Origin of the sequence: Flavobacterium sp. FlaQc-30 (assembly GCF_044005885.1) — a bacterium.
Taxonomy (GTDB): Bacteria; Bacteroidota; Bacteroidia; order Flavobacteriales; family Flavobacteriaceae; genus Flavobacterium.
The window spans coordinates 456,556-476,150 of sequence record NZ_JBIPCO010000001.1 but is presented as its reverse complement, the minus strand read 5'-3'; the positions used below and the strand labels follow the sequence as shown (position 1 = coordinate 476,150).

17 protein-coding genes are annotated in these 19,595 nt (G+C 33.2%); 5 read left to right on the top strand and 12 right to left on the bottom strand.

Annotated elements, in window-relative coordinates; all coding sequences use genetic code 11:
- Window positions 1-4: 4 nt before the first annotated feature.
- The 3 genes from ACHRV0_RS02025 to aspS are packed head-to-tail and all read right to left on the bottom strand — an operon-like array spanning window position 5 to window position 4,032.
- Entirely contained in the window at window positions 5-415 is a 411-nt protein-coding gene (locus ACHRV0_RS02025) for a hypothetical protein (protein WP_395439743.1), read from the bottom strand.
- On the bottom strand, window positions 415-2,277 hold the full coding sequence (locus ACHRV0_RS02020; protein ID WP_395439742.1) for a hypothetical protein: 1,863 nt from the start codon (window positions 2,275-2,277) through the stop codon (window positions 415-417). Before ACHRV0_RS02020 ends, ACHRV0_RS02025 begins: the two co-directional genes overlap by 1 nt.
- 6 nt (window positions 2,278-2,283) lie before the next feature.
- Complete coding sequence (gene aspS, locus ACHRV0_RS02015) at window positions 2,284-4,032, bottom strand: aspartate--tRNA ligase (protein ID WP_395439741.1); 1,749 nt, start codon at window positions 4,030-4,032, stop codon at window positions 2,284-2,286.
- 156 nt (window positions 4,033-4,188) lie between these two features.
- Here aspS and ACHRV0_RS02010 point away from each other — a divergent pair, with 156 nt between their 5' ends.
- On the top strand, window positions 4,189-5,181 hold the full coding sequence (locus ACHRV0_RS02010; protein ID WP_129022543.1) for a TlpA disulfide reductase family protein: 993 nt from the start codon (window positions 4,189-4,191) through the stop codon (window positions 5,179-5,181).
- Between the two features lie 211 nt (window positions 5,182-5,392).
- Window positions 5,393-5,740: a toxin-antitoxin system YwqK family antitoxin gene (locus ACHRV0_RS02005; protein ID WP_129022544.1), complete on the top strand. Its 348-nt coding sequence runs from the start codon at window positions 5,393-5,395 to the stop codon at window positions 5,738-5,740.
- A gap of 32 nt (window positions 5,741-5,772) precedes the next feature.
- On the opposite strand, the gene ACHRV0_RS02000 is transcribed toward ACHRV0_RS02005, so the two are convergent.
- From ACHRV0_RS02000 to ACHRV0_RS01970, 7 genes are all read right to left on the bottom strand, one after another.
- Window positions 5,773-6,891, bottom strand: coding sequence for a PepSY-associated TM helix domain-containing protein (locus ACHRV0_RS02000; RefSeq protein WP_395439740.1), 1,119 nt, complete (start codon window positions 6,889-6,891; stop codon window positions 5,773-5,775).
- Window positions 6,892-6,955: 64 nt separating this feature from the next.
- Window positions 6,956-8,506, bottom strand: coding sequence for a PepSY-associated TM helix domain-containing protein (locus ACHRV0_RS01995; RefSeq protein WP_395439739.1), 1,551 nt, complete (start codon window positions 8,504-8,506; stop codon window positions 6,956-6,958).
- Between the two features lie 6 nt (window positions 8,507-8,512).
- Entirely contained in the window at window positions 8,513-8,812 is a 300-nt protein-coding gene (locus ACHRV0_RS01990) for a hypothetical protein (protein ID WP_395439738.1), read from the bottom strand.
- Window positions 8,813-8,826: 14 nt separating this feature from the next.
- Window positions 8,827-9,159: a hypothetical protein gene (locus ACHRV0_RS01985; RefSeq protein ID WP_129022548.1), complete on the bottom strand. Its 333-nt coding sequence runs from the start codon at window positions 9,157-9,159 to the stop codon at window positions 8,827-8,829.
- 62 nt (window positions 9,160-9,221) lie between these two features.
- On the bottom strand, window positions 9,222-11,696 hold the full coding sequence (locus ACHRV0_RS01980) for a TonB-dependent siderophore receptor (protein ID WP_395439737.1): 2,475 nt from the start codon (window positions 11,694-11,696) through the stop codon (window positions 9,222-9,224).
- Between the two features lie 216 nt (window positions 11,697-11,912).
- On the bottom strand, window positions 11,913-13,151 hold the full coding sequence (gene odhB, locus ACHRV0_RS01975; RefSeq protein WP_129052816.1) for a 2-oxoglutarate dehydrogenase complex dihydrolipoyllysine-residue succinyltransferase: 1,239 nt from the start codon (window positions 13,149-13,151) through the stop codon (window positions 11,913-11,915).
- 82 nt (window positions 13,152-13,233) lie between these two features.
- Window positions 13,234-16,008, bottom strand: coding sequence for a 2-oxoglutarate dehydrogenase E1 component (locus ACHRV0_RS01970; RefSeq protein WP_395439736.1), 2,775 nt, complete (start codon window positions 16,006-16,008; stop codon window positions 13,234-13,236).
- 116 nt (window positions 16,009-16,124) lie between these two features.
- Between ACHRV0_RS01970 and ACHRV0_RS01965 the strand changes: the two genes are divergently transcribed.
- Both ACHRV0_RS01965 and ACHRV0_RS01960 read left to right on the top strand, forming a co-directional pair.
- Window positions 16,125-16,676 carry a hypothetical protein gene (locus ACHRV0_RS01965; RefSeq protein WP_129022552.1) on the top strand — a complete coding sequence of 184 codons (552 nt, stop codon included), beginning with the start codon at window positions 16,125-16,127 and terminating at the stop codon, window positions 16,674-16,676.
- 50 nt (window positions 16,677-16,726) lie between these two features.
- A complete protein-coding gene (locus tag ACHRV0_RS01960) occupies window positions 16,727-17,299 on the top strand; it encodes a hypothetical protein (RefSeq protein ID WP_129022553.1) in 573 nt (190 codons plus the stop codon).
- A 29-nt stretch (window positions 17,300-17,328) separates the two neighbouring features.
- Here ACHRV0_RS01960 and ACHRV0_RS01955 read toward each other — a convergent pair whose 3' ends face one another.
- Together ACHRV0_RS01955 and ACHRV0_RS01950 are read right to left on the bottom strand one after the other, a co-directional pair.
- A complete protein-coding gene (locus ACHRV0_RS01955) occupies window positions 17,329-17,682 on the bottom strand; it encodes a hypothetical protein (protein ID WP_129022554.1) in 354 nt (117 codons plus the stop codon).
- A gap of 43 nt (window positions 17,683-17,725) precedes the next feature.
- Window positions 17,726-18,700 (bottom strand): polyprenyl synthetase family protein, encoded by a 975-nt coding sequence (locus ACHRV0_RS01950; protein ID WP_129022555.1) that lies wholly within the window; start codon window positions 18,698-18,700, stop codon window positions 17,726-17,728.
- Between the two features lie 265 nt (window positions 18,701-18,965).
- Here ACHRV0_RS01950 and ACHRV0_RS01945 point away from each other — a divergent pair, with 265 nt between their 5' ends.
- Entirely contained in the window at window positions 18,966-19,487 is a 522-nt protein-coding gene (locus tag ACHRV0_RS01945; RefSeq protein WP_089053712.1) for a YceI family protein, read from the top strand.
- Window positions 19,488-19,595: the final 108 nt, after the last annotated feature.

The following is a 19,595-nucleotide window of genomic DNA, read 5'->3' as shown; positions in this document are numbered from 1 at the left end:
TAAATTATTTATATTTTGTATAAAGACTAGTTGAACATGATTGAACAACGTAATCAGAGATGTATATTTTTTCTTTTTCGATTATTGCTGTATTTGGGGGGATTATAAACCAAATTGTTTTTTCTTTTGCAATTTCTCGCCCGTCTGTCATTTTGAGAATAAAAAACAATTTATACGTTTTTAATTTATGATCAAAAACCGTCGATTTAGAGTTGTTTTTTAGTTCATATTCAATTTCAATTTCTTTCTTTGTGTTTTTCTCAGAAAAGCAAATAGTTTTAACCTGTAAATTAAAATCTTTTTCCTGATCGTCAGCTTGTTGTTTTTCAAAAGCAATGTTTTTTGCTGGCTGATTTGGTACTGATATGCAATTGCAAAAAGCAAGGCAGGTTAAAAAGGGTATTATTTTTTTCATTACTTAGAGAATAACATTAATATTCTCAATATAGATTGATTGTTATATTGATTTTTAAATTTCACATTGATATTCTCTATTTTTTCTCTGGAAAGCGGCATGTAAAATGAATTTATAATTTCATCAAATTTAATGGTCTCTTTCTCATGAAGATTTTTTAGAATAGTACTTCCCATCAAATTGTTGAAGGTTTTTTTATACTGCTTAAAAAGAGATTGATAAATTTTAGGATGTTCCTTGTATTGGCTGTGTCCTTCAGTGGTAAGTTCGTCTGCCAGAAAACCTAAATAAGGAAGGTCTAAAAGTACTTTATTTTGGCTAATTAAGACCATATTAGTCAAGTCTTGAAGATCTTGCTTTTTACTGCTTCTCCCATAATCAGTAAGAATTCCTGCTTGTTGTATAAAAAGCTTATTTAATTCACGTACAAGTTGTGCTAACTCAGATTCTTTGTTATCAATAGTAGATACTTTTAATCTGTTATATAATACATCTGTTAAATCGTGGATACTATTAGATATTTTCAGGATAGTTTTTTTTTCATCTACATTAAAATTTTTCAAATCGGCAACAAGTAATTCTTTGCTTAAGTCATCGTAGCGTTTTGTTAATTTGAAAAAATAAGCGTCTGTGTTTTTAAAAAATAGGCTTTTATCTTGTTCTTTTTCGTTAAAATCGTTAGTTACACTTACTAAAAAGTCATAGAATTTGGAACACGCCAAAATGTTATAAATAACTTCAATACGATTTTTTTTGATAGCCAATTCTTGTTCTGAAAAGTTGCTGTTAATAAGAAGTTTGCCTTTTTTATTGGTGAAGTAAACAGCATCAAAATTTTGTTTTTTCGAAAAATCATTTTTTTCAAAATCAATAAAAGGTTTGCCTTCAGCATTCAATAAGAAAGCCATATTCTTGATTTTTTTCTCAGGCATTTCGGCTAAATAGCGATAGTTTTTGTTGTAATCAACAAGTAGTGCTTTGTCTTTAAATTCTATAGCTTTTGCATTATCTCCTAAAGCATAGTAACTGGTTGAGATATTTGCCATTAAAGCCCAATAAATTTTTTTGGTTTTTTTATCGTTTACATCATATTTAGAAACTTCACGTTCCCAAAATTTTATTTTTTCCTCAAGGAGATTTTTTATTTTAAGATAGTTCTCATCTGTGTCTTCTAAATTTCTGGTAAATTCAAAAGCATCCACTGATTGGTTTATTTGGTCAAGATTATCGTCTTTGAATTTGTATAGAGGAAGGGTTTCTTCAATTCTGGTAAAATCGATAGTTTCTTTAATTTCTTTGAAAAAATTGTACAAAACATCTTTGTTATAAAGGTCGTAACAATTTTGGTTAATTGTTCCGCTCGAATTTTTAAGAAGTAATTGTATCTGATTGTTTGCAATTTCTTCTGTTTTAATACTGAAGTTGTTGTAAGCACTTACCTCTGAGATAACTTGAGAGGAGTTAAAATCTTTAGTGTAAACAACTTCGTTTTTTCGTTTTATCGTAAAATTTAGCTTTGAAGTGAAGATGATTTGTCCAATATAACTAATGTCATTGCCATTGGTTATTTTTTCAGTTTTAGTATCAAGATACGTGCTGATGGGTTGTATAAATAACAAATAGTCGCTCTGTGTTGGAGCGACTATTTCTAAATTTCTTAAACTAAGATTGCGAATCGCATAGGCAGAGACTTGATTGTCTATTACGCCGCGTTCTGTGGGATCTTCTATGATAACACCTATTTTATTGCTTTCTATTTTTATTTTAGGATATTTCCAATCGTAAAATGAATATAAGACTTGTTTTGGGCTTTGTGCAAAACAGTTTACAACAAAAAGCAATAAAAAGATTTTTTTTATCATTATTTTTTAGAGGTCTAATTTAATTGAAAGCTCTTTTAATTGTGCGTCGTCAATTGCTGCAGGAGCATCAATCATAACATCACGTCCTGAATTATTTTTAGGGAAGGCGATAAAATCTCTAATCGTTTCCTGACCACCTAAAATAGCAACCAATCTATCCAATCCAAAAGCTAAACCTCCATGAGGCGGCGCACCAAACTGAAAAGCATCCATTAAGAAACCAAATTGTGCTTTTGCTTCTTCTTCAGTAAATCCTAAATATTTAAACATTAACTGTTGTGTCGCTTTATCGTGAATACGAATAGAACCTCCTCCAATTTCATTTCCGTTCAAAACCATATCGTAAGCATTTGCACGCACTTTTCCTGGTTCTGTCTCCAATAAAGCCATATCTTCTGGTTTTGGAGATGTAAATGGGTGGTGCATGGCGTGGTAACGACCGCTTTCTTCGTCAAGTTCTAATAATGGGAAATCTACAACCCATAATGGAGCAAATTCTTCGGGTTTACGTAAACCTAAACGAGTTGCTAATTCCATACGAAGTGCAGAAAGCTGAGCACGGGTTTTGTTTGCTGGACCAGAAAGTACAAAAATCATATCTCCAGGATTTGCTTCTGTAGCTTTTGCCCAATTTGCTAAATCGTCCTGATCGTAGAATTTATCTACAGATGATTTATATGTTCCATCTTCGTTGCATTTTACATACACCATTCCTGACGCTCCAACTTGTGGACGTTTTACCCAGTCAATTAATCCGTCGATTTCTTTACGAGTATAATTTCCTGCTCCCGGAACAGCAATTCCCACCACTAATTCAGCTGCATTAAATACAGGGAATTCTTTGTGTTGTGCAAATTCATTTAACTCACCAAACTTCATCCCAAAACGAATGTCTGGTTTGTCATTTCCATATGTTTTCATAGCATAGTCGTAGGTAATTCTTGGGAATTTTTCTACTTCAATGCCTTTAATTTCTTTTAATAAATGTCTTGTCAAACCTTCAAAAACATTCAAAATGTCTTCTTGCTCAACAAATGCCATTTCGCAGTCAATTTGAGTAAACTCCGGCTGACGGTCTGCACGTAAATCTTCGTCACGGAAACATTTTACAATTTGGAAATATTTATCCATTCCACCAACCATCAATAATTGCTTGAAAGTTTGCGGAGATTGTGGCAATGCATAAAATTGTCCTTCATTCATACGGCTTGGAACCACAAAATCTCTTGCTCCTTCTGGAGTCGATTTGATTAAGTAAGGAGTTTCAACTTCGCAGAAATCTAAATCAGATAGATATTTACGAACTTCCATCGCTACTTTATGACGAAATAATAAGCTGTTTTTTACAGGATTTCTTCTGATATCTAAATAACGGTATTTCATTCTGATATCTTCACCACCGTCAGTTTCATCTTCGATAGTAAATGGAGGTGTTAAAGCAGAGTTTAGAATCGTTAATTCAGAAACTAAAATTTCGATTTCACCAGTTGGAATATTTTTGTTTTTAGCTTCACGTTCAATTACAGTTCCTTTTACCTGAATTACAAATTCACGGCCAAGAGTTTTAGCTAATTCAAAAACGGTTTTATCGGTACGACTTTCGTCGAAAATAAGTTGTGTGATTCCATAACGGTCGCGTAGATCGACCCAATTCATAAATCCTTTATCGCGTGATTTTTGAACCCAGCCCGCAAGTGTAACTTCGGTATTAATATTTGAAGCGTTTAATTCGCCGCAATTATGACTTCTATACATGATCTCAATTTTAGATTGCAAAAGTAAACACAAAAAACAAAATAATATAGTAAAGTGATAACTTGATGCTTATAAATTTTAAAAATTTTGTTAATTCTAAAATTTTGATGTGTAATTTCTTTAGATTTGAATCAGTAAAAACAAATATAAATATCTATGAAAAAACTTTTTGTTACTGGTCTGTTGATATTTGGCACTTTAAGTGTTGTTGGGCAATCCAAAAATCAAATAAAATTTACAGCCAAAATTGCGAATAGAAATAGTGACACTCTTGTTATTAGAGGAAAAGATAATTTTAAACAAGTTATTCCGATTAACAAAAAGGAAACTTTTGCAGCTTCCTTTGATGCGCCAAAAGGATTTTATGTGTTTTCAGACGGAACTGAATCGTCAAGGTTATATTTGAAACCAAATTCTGAGGTAAACTTAACCATGAATGCCAAAGAATTTGATGAAACTATTGTTTTCAGCGGTAAAGGTGTTGAGGAGAGTAATTTTTTAGCGCAGCAAGCTTTAAGAAATGAAAAACTAGAGGAAGCCTTCTCTAAAGAACCTGCTGAATTTGCAGCAATATTAGAAGCTAAGAAAAAGACTGATGTTGAAAGTTTAGAGAAAGGAAATTTTGATCCCGAATTTGTTACTGCAATGAAAAGTAATTTTGAACGTTTTAATCAATTCGCAGTTGAGAATTATGAAAGAACGGCAAAAGCAAATAAACTTATCGGTAAGCCTTCTCCAGAGTTTGATTATGAAAATTATAAGGGAGGAAAAACAAAACTATCTGATTTAAAAGGGAAGTATGTTTATATTGATCTTTGGGCTACATGGTGTGCGCCATGCAGAGCCGAAATTCCTTACCTGCAAAAAATTGAAGAGAAATATCATGGAAAAAACATTGAGTTTGTGAGTATTTCTATCGATAAAGCAAAAGACAATGAAAAATGGAAAAAGTTTGTAGCAGATAAAAATCTTGGAGGTGTACAATTGTTTGCTGATAAGGACTGGGAATCTGAATTTGTTGTTAATTATGGTGTAATGGGAATTCCGAGATTTATCTTGATTGATCCAAAAGGAAACATTGTGAGTTCTGATGCTGAAAGACCTTCGTCTCCAGACCTTCAAAAGCAATTAGATTCGTTATTAAACTAATTTAAGGATTAAATTTACATCGTTATCGTAATTTTAGTTTTTGATCAAAATACCAGTAAAACCAGTGCTTGAGCGCTGGTTTTTTTGTTTTAGGTAAAATTCCAATGTTAAGTTTTCATTCAATGTTACCAAATTGTTAAGTAAAAGTTTTTTTAATGTAAACAAATAAGTATATTTGATAAAGATTTCGAAAACATTAATACCTAAAGATATGAAAAAGAGTATAATTTTAGCGGCGCTATTGTTCACTGGAATAGTAGTGGCACAAGAAGCAAAACCAGAATTAGAAGCTGTTGGGAACAAGGTAAAAGCTATTTATTATTATGATAATGGCAATGTTCAACAAGAAGGCTTCTTTAAGGATGGTAAATTAGACGGTGTCTGGGTATCTTATGACGAAAAAGGACATAAAAAAGCCGTTGGAGAATACACAGACGGAGTGAAAACTGGAAAATGGATTTTCTTTAATGAAAACAATTTAAGCGAAGTTGCTTATGTTGACAATAAAGTTAGCTCAGTTAAAAACTTACAGAAAAATGCTTTAGCAAATAGAAACTAATTTTGTTTCTAACAATTTATAAGAAACCGCTTCTAATGAGCGGTTTTTTTATTTTTAGATTTTTTTCTTCTTCCAAACCAAATCACAAAGCCTGTTACGGGGAGCGCGGAAGCAATTAGACTGACGGTAAAAGCAATAATTTTTCCAGGTAAATCTAAGACTTGTCCTGTATGAATGCCATAATTCATTTCGACAACTTTCAGACCTAAGCTTTTGGTATGATATGGATCGCTTTGAATTAATTTTCCATCATAAGGATGAAAGTAATAGTTGCTTTGATGATCGTATCTTAACGTATGCGGATATGCTCCTGTGTTAATGAGGTCTCCTTTTTGCTGCGGAAGCGTTACAAAGAGCATTTCGGCTTTTGGCTGCATTTTTAGGGTTTGAATAAAAGCACGATCTACAGCTGTGATTGAATTAGAGTTAAATTTTGTTGTATCGATTATGGGCGCTTTTGTTTCGACTGCTTTGTCGCCTCCAAAATTAAAGGTTTTGTATATTCCGTCGCCAACCCATTCGTATGTAAATGTTAAACCAGTTATGGCAAGAATAAAAGCGATCAATGCAATGTAAAAACCAGATGTATTGTGCCAGTCATAATTAACACGACGCCATTTTGCAGACCATTTTACGGTAAAACTTCTTTTAATATCGCTTTTTCTTTTTGGCCACCACTGAATTATTCCAGAAATTAATAACAAGATAAAAATAATTGTCGAAACGCCTATAATATGTTTTCCAATATAATCAGGCAGTAATAAATACAAGTGAATATATTCGACAATAATAAAAAAGTCAGTTTTTGGGTTCTCGGTTTTTAGATATTCACCAGTGTATGGATTAAAATAGAGATATAAATTTTCAGTATCAGAATACGTATAAACAATAGCCGAGCGATTTTGTCCGTAGTAAGAAACCATACTCGATTTGTTTTTCGGAACAATTTCTACTGCTTTTTGCTGCAAAACCGATGGCATCAAAAAAGGTTTATTCTGCGGTTCAACAAAACGCCATTCTTTTCGAGTAATGTCTTTTATTTCGTCATGGAAACAAAAAATGCAACCCGTAATACAGACAATAAAAACAATAAGCCCAGAAATTAATCCGAGCCATTTATGTAAAAAACGTATTTGTTTTGTAAATCCCATTTTTTGATTAAAAACGTAAAAGTATACGCAAAATCTATAGGCGACAAATTATTTAAGCTAATTTTTAAACTGTCGCTTTTTTAGGTTTTAAATGATAAGCTGTATAAAGAGTTATGGAAGCTAGAACAATCCAGAAAACATCAATGAAAAAGATTTGAATTTTATTTTCCATAAACGAATTCCAAAACCAATTTCCAGAAACAATTCCGTTTGTAATTGGAATTAAAAATCCTAAAATACTTCCTGAAATAAGGCATGATTTATTGGTAAAAGCATCATTCTTTTTAATGATAAAGAATATTGTAAGCAATAGCCATCCTCCAAAATAGACAAGAAAAAGATTACCCTTAGTTAATGGGTAAAAAACTTTTACCACGATAAAAGCAAGTGCCGTGATTGGGTACATGCTTAAGCAAATGGCCAGATAAATGCGAACAACAGCTGCGTTAAAACGTCTTTTCTTTTCGGGCAGATTATTTTTTTGTCTGGCAACTAGCCAAATCATAACTCCTGAAATAATTACAAAACAAGTTATTATACCTAGAACAAAGCTTACTATTTTTAAGGCATAACCTCCGTAGTCGCCATAATGAACTCGATATAAAACATTTTTTACAACATCAATGTAAGTGGTTTGTGTAACTGGATTTTTTCTGGCAATTTCCTTTCCGTCAGAAATACGGTAAACAACTTTTCCAATTCCAGTAAATTTTTTATGATTTGGTAATTCGCCTTCTACTAAAACGTGCATGTTTGCATCGCCGTAATTTTGAATAAATACTCGTGTAATCTCAAAATCAGACCAGTTGTTTTTTGCTTTAGCAACTAATTTATTGATGTCAAAAGGTGAGGCTAATTTATTGTTATCGAATTTATAATCAGGATCGTTATATTCTAATTCTTTGTATAATTTATCCTGATCGCCTTTGTATAATGCCATTACAGCGGGCGCGACAATTAGAAGTTTAATCATAAAAAATGCACCTGTTACAGCATAAACAAATTGAAACGGAAGTCCAATCATTCCTAATGCTGTATGAGCATCTGTCCATAATGTTTTTAATTTTTCCTTTGGACGGAAAATATAAAAGTTAGAGACAATTTTGTTCCAATGCAGTAGAAGTCCTGTTATGATTGCAAATAAGAAAAACAAAGCTGTAAATCCTGAAAGATAGTATCCAACTGGATAAGGAATCTGTGCCAAGAAATGCAAACGATATAAAAATTCTCCTAAAGAATATGATTCGTCGTAAGTGAATGATTTAAAGTTTTTAGTATCAAGATAAAAGAATGATCCTTCTTTTTGTTTGGCTGGAGCCAAAGTATCTTTGGTACCTTCCATATAAACCGCAACTCTATTTTGAACAGATGGTTTAGATATGGTAATATTTCTTCCGTGTAAAACGTGTTTTTTGTCAAGGTTTTCTAATGCGCTATTGTAGTCTAGTTTAATTTCGCTTGTAACAGCGGTAGATTCACTTCTTTCCCAATTGATGATTTCATCTCTAAAAAAAGAAAAGGACCCTGCAAAAAAGATCACAAAAAGTACAACGCTGATGACAATACCGCTGACAGTATGTGTATGAAAATAGATATTATAGTGACGATTGTTCATGGGTTATTACACTGCTGGATTATAGGTTTGACCAAGATAAATAAGTAGAGAAAAAACTAAGGAAAGTAAAATGTAAATGCCCCAGATTTTCCATCCGCTTTTTGCTAAAAATGCAATAATCATTAAAACAACCCAAAGTATGAATCCGCTAAAAGCCATTGTCATTAATACTTCAGGGCGACTAAACCATGATGCTAATGCTAAATGAAATGTTGTAGAAACAAGATAACCACCAAGTATTGCGGCAGTTATTTTGGCAAAACGCGGCCAAAATGCAGGGGTTAAATATTTTGAGTTTGCTGGCATTGGTTAGTTATGGTTTAATAATAATAAAATTCTAATAGAGCAATAATAATTAGTACAGCTATTAGTGCTTTGCTGTTTACTTTTTTTAATGGTGCAAGAATGATAATCAGACTTCCAATTGTCATTAATTGAATAAAAAACATTAAGGTGCCGCAGCCAAAAGATTGAGTAATAAGCCAAATGGCATAAGCAGTAACTAAAAGAACTAATCCGGTAATTTTGGTTTGCTTTGGATTTTTTTTCATCCATTTTTCAAAACCTAAATCATAAGATAAAACGGCTCTTTTTGAGGTGTAATAAAGTGTATAAAAAGCTAAAAAAACGATAAGACTGGCTATTGTTATCATAATTTCATAGAATTTAAAAAACACCTTTCTCTTTAACCGAAAGGTGTTTTGTTATTTGTTTATTAGAATCTATAAGAGAAACTTGCGATCAAAGCTCTGGCATCTTTTGGATGTACTGTTGACCATCCATCATATATTTCTTTGTTTGTAATGTTGTTTAATTTAAGTGTGATTGTAAATTTTTCAACATTGTAAAACAGCGATGAATTTAAAGCTGTATAGGCTGGTATTGTAAATGTTCCTGCAAGATTTCTGTTCATGATCATGTTATCACCAACATAATTTCCTCCAAAGCCTAAACCAAAACCTCTAAGTAACCCGTTTGTAAATTTGTAACTAGCCCAAAGGTTTGCCAGGTTTCTTGGTCCTGAATCTTCAGATCTGTGACCTACAAAATCCGGATCTCCTTTTGTTAAAACAGCATCATTATAACTGTACCCTAAAACAATATTTAAACCATTAATTGGGTTTGCAACAAACTCTGCTTCAAAACCTTTATTTCTCTGAGCTCCATTTTGATATGAAGTCTGATCGTTTGGCAATTCAGCTGTTGGATCTGCAGGATCTATATAAGGAGTTTCTATTACATAAACTTTATCAGAAACTTGGATGTCATAATAGCTGAAAGTAGCGTATAGTTTGTCTTTAAACAGGTTCAATTTAGTTCCAACTTCAAATTGATTGGCACGCTCAGGATTAAATATAACCGGTGTTGTTACATTCGAAATACGGTTTTGTCCCGGAGCAACATTTACGAATCCATTCATGTAATTAGCAAAAATGGAAACTTTGTCTAAAATTGGCTGATACACTAATCCTAATTTTGGAGAAAAAGCAGTTTGGTTGTATCCTTCATTTTTGGCATTCATGAAACGGTCAGCACGTAAACTTAACATTGCAGAAAATGCAGGTGTAAAGTTGATGACGTCAGAAACGTAAGCGCTATAAACTTCTTGTTTTGTGTTATTGTTATTTCTTGGGCTGTTTGCAATAAGAGCGTCTGATCCTGCTTTTGTTAAATCTCCAGAATCTCCGTTTGTTTGTTTTCCAATAATGTTGTTAAACGTTTGTAAGTCATTTCCAATGTACACAAGACCATTTGCAACATATCCTGAACTGCGATCAGAAGATGTTCTTTTGAAATAATCAAAGCCTACAACGATTCTGTTTCTGAAATTTCCAATTTTGAAATCACCATTAAAGTTCTGCTGGATATCTGTTGTTATATTTTGATTGTCCTGATCTGTAAATTGTCTGCCTAATACAATTCCATCTTTAAGTGATTTGAAAAGAGGGTTGCTTGTACCTTCGTATAAATAAGTATAATTTCCTTGTGATTTTGCTGAACTCGTAGAAAACACAGTTTGAGAACTCCATTGCTTAGAAAGTTTATAATTCATTTGAGCCTGAATATTGTATGAAGGAGTTTTCATTGTTAGTTCATTACTCGTGTAAGAACGTTTATTGTCGTAATTTAACTCTTTAATATTATGAACTCTTAATGGATTCCCTCTATCTAAAAACAACATAGTTGGGTTTGTAGCTTCGCTGCTCATAAATTCAGTGTTTATTAAGAATGATAATCTATCATTTACTTCATAAGATAACGAAGGTGCTATAAAATAAGATTCTTTGAAACCTGCATCCTGAAAACTTTCTTGTTTGCTGTAAGCTGAATTTACTCTGAAGTTTAAAGTCTTTTTATCATTAAGAGGTGTGTTTAAATCTACAACTGCACGGTGTAAACCATAGCTTCCGGTTGTGTAATTTACTTCTCCTCCAAATGTTTTAAAAGGTCTTTTTGTAGTGGTATTAATTAAACCTCCGTAAGAGATCAAACTGCTTCCAAACAAAGTTCCTGATGGTCCTCTGATAATTTCAATTCTGTCAATATTGGCTGGATCTAAACTTCCGTTTGTTAAACCAGGTAAACCATTAACCATTGTTGGCTGAACCGGGAATCCTCTTAAAGAGTAATAAGCGGCTCCGTCTCCGGCACGTCCTGTTGCGGCCCAAAGCGGTGTAATACCAGATGCATTTTTTAAAGCATCATCAAAATTAGTTACAACTTGTTCTTTTAATAATTCTCCTGTAATCGTAGTATATACTTGTGGATTTTCAAGATTTTTAAGAGGTAATCTTGATACCTGTTGGTTATCTTTACGAACAAAACGATTTTTTCTGCCATTTACCACAACTTCAGTTAATTCTTCAGAGTTTGAGGTGATGTTAAAGTTTGCTGTCAGCTCTTCACCTGCATTAACTGTTATTTTTTTCTCTGTTAATGAATATCCAACAGCTGAAACTTTTAAAGTGTATGTTCCTGGTTTTACATTTTTAATTTTATAATTACCGTTTTCATCAGTAATTGTCCCAAATCTGGTTCCTTTTAAAGCAATTGAAATTGCTTCTGCTGAATCGTCGCTGCTTACTGTGATTTTTCCCTTTACAGTTGCTTTTTCTTGGGCTGAGATAGTTACGCTTGCTAGAAGAAAAAAACAAAAGCTCAAAAGAGAAATTGTGAATTTATATTTCATTACTATTTAGAATTGATTTTAATAGCGCAAATTTAAACACTGATAAGCAACTACACAAGTTATTTTTATTTATTCTAAATTAAATCTTTTTTAAAGATTAAAATTTCCATTTCTGTAAAAAATTAACACCATAAGCAAGATTTAAGCTAATAGTAAGAAAAAAAGCCTGTTCAAATGAATGAACAGGCTTTTTGATTTTATTTAAAAATAATGAAATTACAATTCTAAAGCACGTTTAGCATCTCCGTTCATTAATAATTCTAAAGGATTTTCTAATGCTTCTTTCACAGCAACTAAGAAACCAACAGACTCACGACCGTCAATAATTCTGTGGTCATAAGAAAGAGCTACGTACATCATTGGGTGAATCTCCACTTTTCCGTTTACAGCAATCGGACGCTCAATAATATTGTGCATTCCTAAAATTCCTGATTGAGGAGGGTTGATGATTGGAGTAGATAACATACTTCCGAAAACACCACCGTTTGTGATTGTAAAAGTTCCTCCAGTCATATCGTCAACAGTAATTTGACCATCACGAGCTCTTAAAGCTAATCTTTTGATTTCAGCTTCAATTCCACGGAAAGTTAATAGTTCAGCATTACGAACAACAGGAACCATTAAACCTTTTGGTCCAGAAACCGCGATTGAGATGTCAGCAAAATCATAAGCGATTTTGTAGTCACCATCCATCATTGAGTTAACATCTGGGTATAATTGTAAAGCTCTTGTAACTGCTTTTGTAAAGAATGACATGAAACCTAAACCTAAACCGCCATGTTTTGCTTTGAAAGCATCTTTGTATTCATTACGAATTTGGTTGATTGGTGTCATGTTTACTTCGTTGAAAGTAGTAAGCATAGCCGTTTCGTTTTTAGCCGAAACCAATCTTTCTGCTACTTTACGACGTAACATAGATAATTTTGTACGCTCAGTTCCACGGCTTCCTCCAGTTGGAGTTCCCATAGAAGGTACTGCATTTACAGCATCATCTTTAGTAATTCTTCCGCCTTTTCCAGTTCCAGAAACTGTTGCAGGAGCAATGTTTTTTTCGTCTAATATTTTTCTTGCTGCAGGAGATGGAGTTCCAGCTGCATAACTTGTTGCTGCCGGAGCTGCTGCTGGAGCCGGTGCCGCTTTTGGAGCTTCGGCTTTTGGTGCCTCAGCTTTTGGTGCTTCAGCTGCTGGAGCCGCTGATGCGCCGCCTGCAGGTTTTGCTGCATCAGTATCAATTAAACAAACTACAGCGCCTACTGCTACTGTATCACCTTCTTCAGCTTTTAGCGTAATAACTCCGCTCATTTCAGCAGGTAATTCAAGAGTAGCTTTATCTGAATCAACTTCAGCAATAGCTTGATCTTTTTCTACATAATCTCCGTCTTTTACTAACCAAGTTGCAATTTCAACTTCTTTTATTGATTCCCCTGGTGATGGGACTTTCATTTCTAAAATCATCTTTGTTTTTGTTTAAGGTTTGTATTGCTTAAGATTTAGAGAGTTTGGCTGGTCTTTAATTCTTAAACGTTAAACTAATTTTTTATCTGAATAAATTTTTATCGAATACCATTCTAATTGCATCTGCATGACGACGTTTTGCACGTGTGTAACTTCCTGATGCTGGAGCAGAGTATGCTTTTAATGATGCTAATCTCCATTTTACTAGATCAAAGTTCATTAACATAAAGCTGTAAGCTCCCATGTTTTTAGGTTCTTCCTGAGCCCAAACGTAATCATCAGCATTTGGATATTTTGCAATGATTTCTTTGATTTGCTCAACTGGGAAAGGGAATAATTGCTCGATACGAACAACTGCAACATCATTTCTTCCGATGTTTTCTCTTTCTGCAACAATATCATAATAGAATTTACCAGTACAGAAAACTAAAGTTTTTACTTTCTTTTTATCTACTGTATTATCGTCAATTGTTTCTTGGAAACTTCCGCTTGCTAATTCTTCAACTGTTGATACGCATCTTGGATCACGTAATAAACTTTTTGGAGAGAAAACAACTAATGGTTTACGGAAATTCGTTTTCATTTGTCTTCTCAACAAGTGGAAGAAGTTTGCTGGCGTTGTACAATCAGCAACATACATATTATGTCTTGCGCAAAGTTGTAAGTAACGCTCCATTCTTGCAGAAGAGTGTTCAGCACCTTGTCCTTCATATCCGTGAGGTAATAATAAAACAATACCATTTTGGTTGTTCCATTTGTCTTCACCACAAGAAATGTATTGGTCAATCATAATTTGAGCTCCGTTAGAGAAATCTCCAAATTGCGCTTCCCAAATAGTTAATGCTTTTGGATTGGCTAATGCATATCCGTAATCAAAACCAAGAACACCATATTCTGATAAAAGAGAGTTGAATACACCGAATTTTCCTTTTTTGTTTTCAATAGAATTCAATAGGATTACTTCTTCTTCAGAATCTTCAACTTTAACTACAGCATGACGGTGAGAGAAAGTTCCTCTTTCAACATCTTGACCAGAAATACGAACATCAAATCCTTCTGTTAAAAGCGATCCGTAAGCAAGTGCTTCTGCAGTTCCCCAATCAAGAGTATTATTGTCATATCCTGTTTTTCTATCAGTAACAATTTTACTTATTTTATTGATGAACTTTTTGTCTGATGGTAATGTTGAGATTGTATTGATGATTGAATCCAATCCTTTTTTGTCAAAAGTAGTATCTACTTTCTCTAACATTTGTGTATCTGTTACTTGAACAAATCCGTCCCATTCATTTTTCATGAATGGAGTAATGATTGTTAAGTCTTTTTTACGAGAAGCTTCTAAGTTCTCTTCTAAAGCAGATTTGTATTCTTTTTCTAGACCATTTACATAAGAGGCATCGATTACGCCGTCAGACAATAATTTCTCTGCGTAAATGTCTCTTGGGTTTTTATGTTTAGCAATGATTTTATATAATACCGGCTGTGTAAAACGAGGCTCATCACCTTCGTTGTGACCATATTTTCTGTATCCTAATAAATCGATAAATACGTCACGCCCAAACTGCATTCTGTAGTCTAATGCAAAAGATACTGCATGTACAACAGCTTCAGCGTCGTCAGCATTTACGTGTAATACTGGTGATAAAGTTACTTTAGCAACGTCTGTACAGTAAGTAGAGGAACGAGCATCTAAATAGTTTGTTGTAAAACCAACTTGGTTGTTGATTACAATATGGATTGTTCCTCCAGTTTTGTAACCATCAAGCTGAGCCATCTGAATGATTTCATACAAGATTCCTTGTCCTGCGATTGCAGCATCTCCGTGTACAGCGATAGGCAATACTTTAGAGAAATCATCAGCATAATATTTATCTTGTTTAGCTCTTGTGATTCCTTCAATTACAGCTCCAACGGTTTCTAAGTGAGAAGGGTTTGGTGCTAAATTGATGTTGATGTTTTTTCCTGATCTTGTTTTTTTGTCAGCAGTAAGACCTAAGTGGTATTTTACGTCACCATCAAAATATTCTTGATCGTAATCTTTACCGTCAAATTCACCAAAAATATCTTGAGTCGATTTTCCGAAGATGTTTGCCAAAACGTTCAAACGGCCACGGTGAGCCATTCCCATTACGAATTGTTCAACACCTTTTTCAGCAGCTTGCTCGATCAAAGCATCTAAAGCAGGAATGATAGATTCTCCACCTTCTAATGAGAAACGTTTTTGTCCAACATATTTAGTATGAAGGAAGTTCTCGAAAGAAACGGCTTGATTTAATTTATTTAAGATTGTTTTCTTTTCTTCTGTAGAGAAATTAGGCTGATTAACATTTACAGATAATTTATCTTGAATCCATTTTACAACGCCAGGATTTCTGATATACATATACTCAATACCAATATGCTGGCAGTAAATAGCTTGAAGACGATTTACGATGTCCTGCAATGAAGAAGGTGTCATTCCAATTGTTTGTGCAGCATCAAAAACAGTAGAAAGATCAGCAGTTGATAATCCGAAATTTTCGATGTCTAAAGTTGGAGATGAAGTTCTACGATCACGAACAGGGTTTGTTTTTGTAAACAAATGCCCGCGAGTACGGTATCCGTCAATTAATTTTAGTACGTTGAATTCTTTTTGCAGTTTTTCTGAAACCAAACTGCAGTCTGCGTTGCCGCTAGTCACATATTCAACAATCTGTTGAACTGGATTTTCGTCATTATAAACCGTCTGTCCAAAGTCGAAACCTTGAAAAAAACTTCTCCAGCTTGGCTCTACGCTGTCTGGGTTTACTAAATATTGATCGTATAATTGTGCGAAAAACTCTGTATGCGCTGCATTTAAAAATGAAAACCTATCCATAATATTAGTGAATATACTTTTTGTTAAATAGAATGGCAAAAGTACAACAATCGCCTTTATTTAAATCTTTTTTTTACGTACTTTTACGTAAAAATTTGTTAAAAATAGACTTAACTATGAATAAAATTCAATTTTCAATCGATTGCAGATCTTTTTTTGTGATTATAGCAGTCTTGTTTTCCAGTTTTACATTTGCACAGCAGAAGTATGTTATAGACAACAGTAATCATTTTTGGGACAAGGTTCAATTTGGAGGCGGACTTGGTGTTGGAATTGGTTCAGGTTATACCGATATTTCTGTAATGCCAAGTGCAATTTACAATGTCAACCCAATTGTATCGGTTGGTGTAGGATTGCAATTTGGTTATTTATCATCTAAAAATTATTATGATTCATTTGTTTATGGAGGAAGTTTAGTTACACTTGTAAACCCGATTCCAGAAATTCAATTGTCTGCAGAGTTAGAGCAGGTAAGGGTAAATACAGATTATGACTCGACTCCATACAGGCCAAGTTATTCAGATAATTATTGGAATACTGCTTTGTATCTTGGAGCAGGTTATAGAACCGGAAGTGTTACCATTGGTGCGCGATACGATGTTTTGTACGATCCTGATAGAAGTCTTTACGGATCTGGTTTTATGCCTTTCGTGAGGGTTTATTTCTAAGGGGTTAAGGTTCTGAGATGCTAAGATTCTAAGGTTTTAAATGTGGAAATTTGAAGAAGATTATTTTTATAATTACAGTAATTGTGGCTTTGAGCTGTAACAATTCTAAGAAGTCAGATGTTGATAATAAAGAGGAAGTGGTTGCAAAAAAAAAGTTGCGACCTTTTTTTGATTCGGATGAAATCAATCATTATTTTGTGGATTATACTCTTGAAAGCATAATTGATTTTGAGGAAAAAAGTAAAAAATCAAAAAAACATCGGGAGTTTGAAGATTTATTTATGGGATATTTTCCTGATAGTATTCCTAAAAGAGATTTTGAAGAAATTTTGATAAGTCATAATTACAAGAAATCGAATCTTACTATTAGACAGCAAAAGGAAATTGAAAATGTATTCAGTCAAAAAGATTCTCTACAAATGAGTGCTTATGCCTGTGTTCCTGAGTATCGAGATATTTTTATCTTCAAAAAGAAAGAAAAGACAATTGGGATAGCAAAAATCTGTTTTAAATGTGGTCGTTTCCAAATTATCGGGAGTGAAATTGATACCCAGTATTTTGGACTTTTTGAGGAATTAGATAAATTACAAAAGATTGTGCGTTTCAATGATAAAAAAACTTAGAATCTCAGCACCTTAGTACCTCAGAACCTTTACTTATAATAATTCCTAAACCAAACCTTTTGCCATTCTCTTTTTAAGATTAAAAAAGAAACCTGTTCAGCTAGGATTACTAAATCTGAGCCGTCGAGTTTTTTGATTTCGTTTTCAGAAACATCGATGATGTAAAGCAGGTTCAGGTACTCAGCAAATTTGTACTGAATCATTCTGTAGATTTTTTCGTGAAGCTGAATTTTTAGTTCTTCGGGAGAAACACTTAACGGAAAATCGATTCCTTCGTTAGCCAAATTAAAATCTTTATTGATTTGCTCAATCAGGTTTAGATATAAAGATTCCTTTTGGGCCTCTTCAAATAATAAATCGCTATTTAATGGAGTAATATACATTTAAGTAGATTTATTTTTAGATTATTTATTTGCGAATGAAAAACTAAACTTTTCGATCCATTAAATTCTCGCCGAATGTTCTCAAAACATTTTTCTTCTCTGCACTGATTTCCATTTTTTCCAAAGTTTCAAAAGCTTTAAGAGTATACATTTCAATAGTTTCTTGTGTTGCTTTTGAAGCGCCAGATTCGTTAAAAATAGCTTTCGCTTTTTCAATTTTCTCTGAATTATCCTCTAATTGAATGCTGAATAATTTTTGTAGTTCATCCCCTTTTTCAGGTGTCGAGAATTCTAATGCTTTTATATATAAGTATGTCTTTTTGTTCTCAATAATGTCACCGCCAACTTGTTTTCCGAAAGTTTCAGGATCTCCAAAAGCATCTAAATAATCGTCTTGAAGTTGAAAAGCTAAACCTAAATTTAGTCCAAAATCATAAATTAAATCGGCTTCTTTTTCTGAAGTTTTGGCAACAATTGCTCCCATTTTCATCGCTGCAGCTACAAGAACAGCAGTTTTGTATTCGATCATTTTTAAGTATTCTGGAATAGTAACGTTGTTTCTTTCTTCAAAATCAACATCCCATTGCTGTCCTTCGCATACTTCGAGAGCAGTTTTACTGAAAAGTTTGGCTAAGTCTCTAAAAACAGTTGGTTCATATTGTTCAAAATACTGATAAGCTAAAATAAGCATTGCATCGCCCGAAAGAATTCCTGTATTCAAATTCCATTTTTCATGAACTGTTATTTGTCCTCTTCTCAAAGGTGCGTCATCCATGATGTCATCATGAACCAGCGAAAAATTATGAAAAACTTCAACTGCCATTGCAGCCGGAAGCGCCGTTTTATAAGTAGTGTCAAAAACTTCAGAAGCCATTAAAGTCAACACTGGGCGTATGCGTTTCCCGCCAAGTCCTAAAATGTATTCGATAGGTTCATAAAGATTCCCGGGTTCTTTGTGTATGTCTTGTTTTTTTAAGTAATCAATAAAAAAATCCTGGTATTGACTTATATCGTGCATGAAATTCTAATTTATGAGCCTCAAAGATACAATTCATTAATGAATTATTTTGACCTTAAAATTTCAAAAGAGAGTTTCCTTCTAAAATTGTTTGGAAAGGCATTAATTCTGAATAAGTTAAAATTATTTTAAAAAAACACGGAAACTTTTTTGGTGTTTAGAGTTTCCTGTTTATATTTGCACCGTTAATTTGGAAACTTGAAACACTGTAAAAGTTTCCGCAAGAGGTTTGAGGAAGCTATAAACTCAATAAAATCAAATATTTATGAAGACAACATGGACTTTAGATTCGACACAATCAGATGTTTTAATAAAAATGAGACATTCGATAATTGCTTATTTAGGAGGGACAACGAATAAATTTGGCGGTTATGTGAATATCGAAGACAATGAAATTGAAGATGCGTCGGTTGAATTTTCACTGGATATAAATAACAAAAACGAAAGCTTTCAGCAAATAGATACTTATTTACAGCTTCAAGATTTTTTTGATGTAGATGAGCATCCTATCATCAGTTTTAAATCGACTTCATTTCAAAAGGTGAATAATAATATTAACTTTTTTAAAGGCGACTTAACGATAAAAGATGTGACTAAAGTTGTAGAACTTGATGCAGAATTTATTGGCGTTAATACTTATAATGGAGAGCGAAAAGTTGCTTTTGAAATTAAAGGAGATATTAGACGTCAGGATTTTGGACTTGACTATAATTCATTTAATCATAACGGAGGGTTAGCATTAGGTAAAGATATTAAGCTTATTGCAAACTTAGAATTTAGTATATAAATCTTACAGAAAGTATAATTTAATGTAAAATTATTACAAATATAATGGAAACTATTTTTTAGATTTTAGTTTCCTAAGTATATTTGTGATGCAAGTCGGGAAATTAAA

What these genes read in the sequence shown, in the direction of transcription:
- ACHRV0_RS01980 (WP_395439737.1), bottom strand. Translation starts at nt 11,696, where the DNA reads ATGAAATATAAATTCACAATTTCTCTTTTGAGCTTTTGTTTTTTTCTT.
- ACHRV0_RS01995 (WP_395439739.1), bottom strand. Translation starts at nt 8,506, where the DNA reads ATGAACAATCGTCACTATAATATCTATTTTCATACACATACTGTCAGC.
- ACHRV0_RS01970 (WP_395439736.1), bottom strand. Translation starts at nt 16,008, where the DNA reads ATGGATAGGTTTTCATTTTTAAATGCAGCGCATACAGAGTTTTTCGCA.
- odhB (WP_129052816.1), bottom strand. Translation starts at nt 13,151, where the DNA reads ATGATTTTAGAAATGAAAGTCCCATCACCAGGGGAATCAATAAAAGAA.
- ACHRV0_RS01990 (WP_395439738.1), bottom strand. Translation starts at nt 8,812, where the DNA reads ATGCCAGCAAACTCAAAATATTTAACCCCTGCATTTTGGCCGCGTTTT.
- ACHRV0_RS01945 (WP_089053712.1), top strand. Translation starts at nt 18,966, where the DNA reads ATGAAGACAACATGGACTTTAGATTCGACACAATCAGATGTTTTAATA.
- ACHRV0_RS01955 (WP_129022554.1), bottom strand. Translation starts at nt 17,682, where the DNA reads ATGTATATTACTCCATTAAATAGCGATTTATTATTTGAAGAGGCCCAA.
- ACHRV0_RS01965 (WP_129022552.1), top strand. Translation starts at nt 16,125, where the DNA reads ATGAATAAAATTCAATTTTCAATCGATTGCAGATCTTTTTTTGTGATT.
- ACHRV0_RS02025 (WP_395439743.1), bottom strand. Translation starts at nt 415, where the DNA reads ATGAAAAAAATAATACCCTTTTTAACCTGCCTTGCTTTTTGCAATTGC.
- ACHRV0_RS02000 (WP_395439740.1), bottom strand. Translation starts at nt 6,891, where the DNA reads ATGGGATTTACAAAACAAATACGTTTTTTACATAAATGGCTCGGATTA.
- ACHRV0_RS02005 (WP_129022544.1), top strand. Translation starts at nt 5,393, where the DNA reads ATGAAAAAGAGTATAATTTTAGCGGCGCTATTGTTCACTGGAATAGTA.
- ACHRV0_RS01950 (WP_129022555.1), bottom strand. Translation starts at nt 18,700, where the DNA reads ATGCACGATATAAGTCAATACCAGGATTTTTTTATTGATTACTTAAAA.
- aspS (WP_395439741.1), bottom strand. Translation starts at nt 4,032, where the DNA reads ATGTATAGAAGTCATAATTGCGGCGAATTAAACGCTTCAAATATTAAT.
- ACHRV0_RS01985 (WP_129022548.1), bottom strand. Translation starts at nt 9,159, where the DNA reads ATGATAACAATAGCCAGTCTTATCGTTTTTTTAGCTTTTTATACACTT.
- ACHRV0_RS02020 (WP_395439742.1), bottom strand. Translation starts at nt 2,277, where the DNA reads ATGATAAAAAAAATCTTTTTATTGCTTTTTGTTGTAAACTGTTTTGCA.
- ACHRV0_RS02010 (WP_129022543.1), top strand. Translation starts at nt 4,189, where the DNA reads ATGAAAAAACTTTTTGTTACTGGTCTGTTGATATTTGGCACTTTAAGT.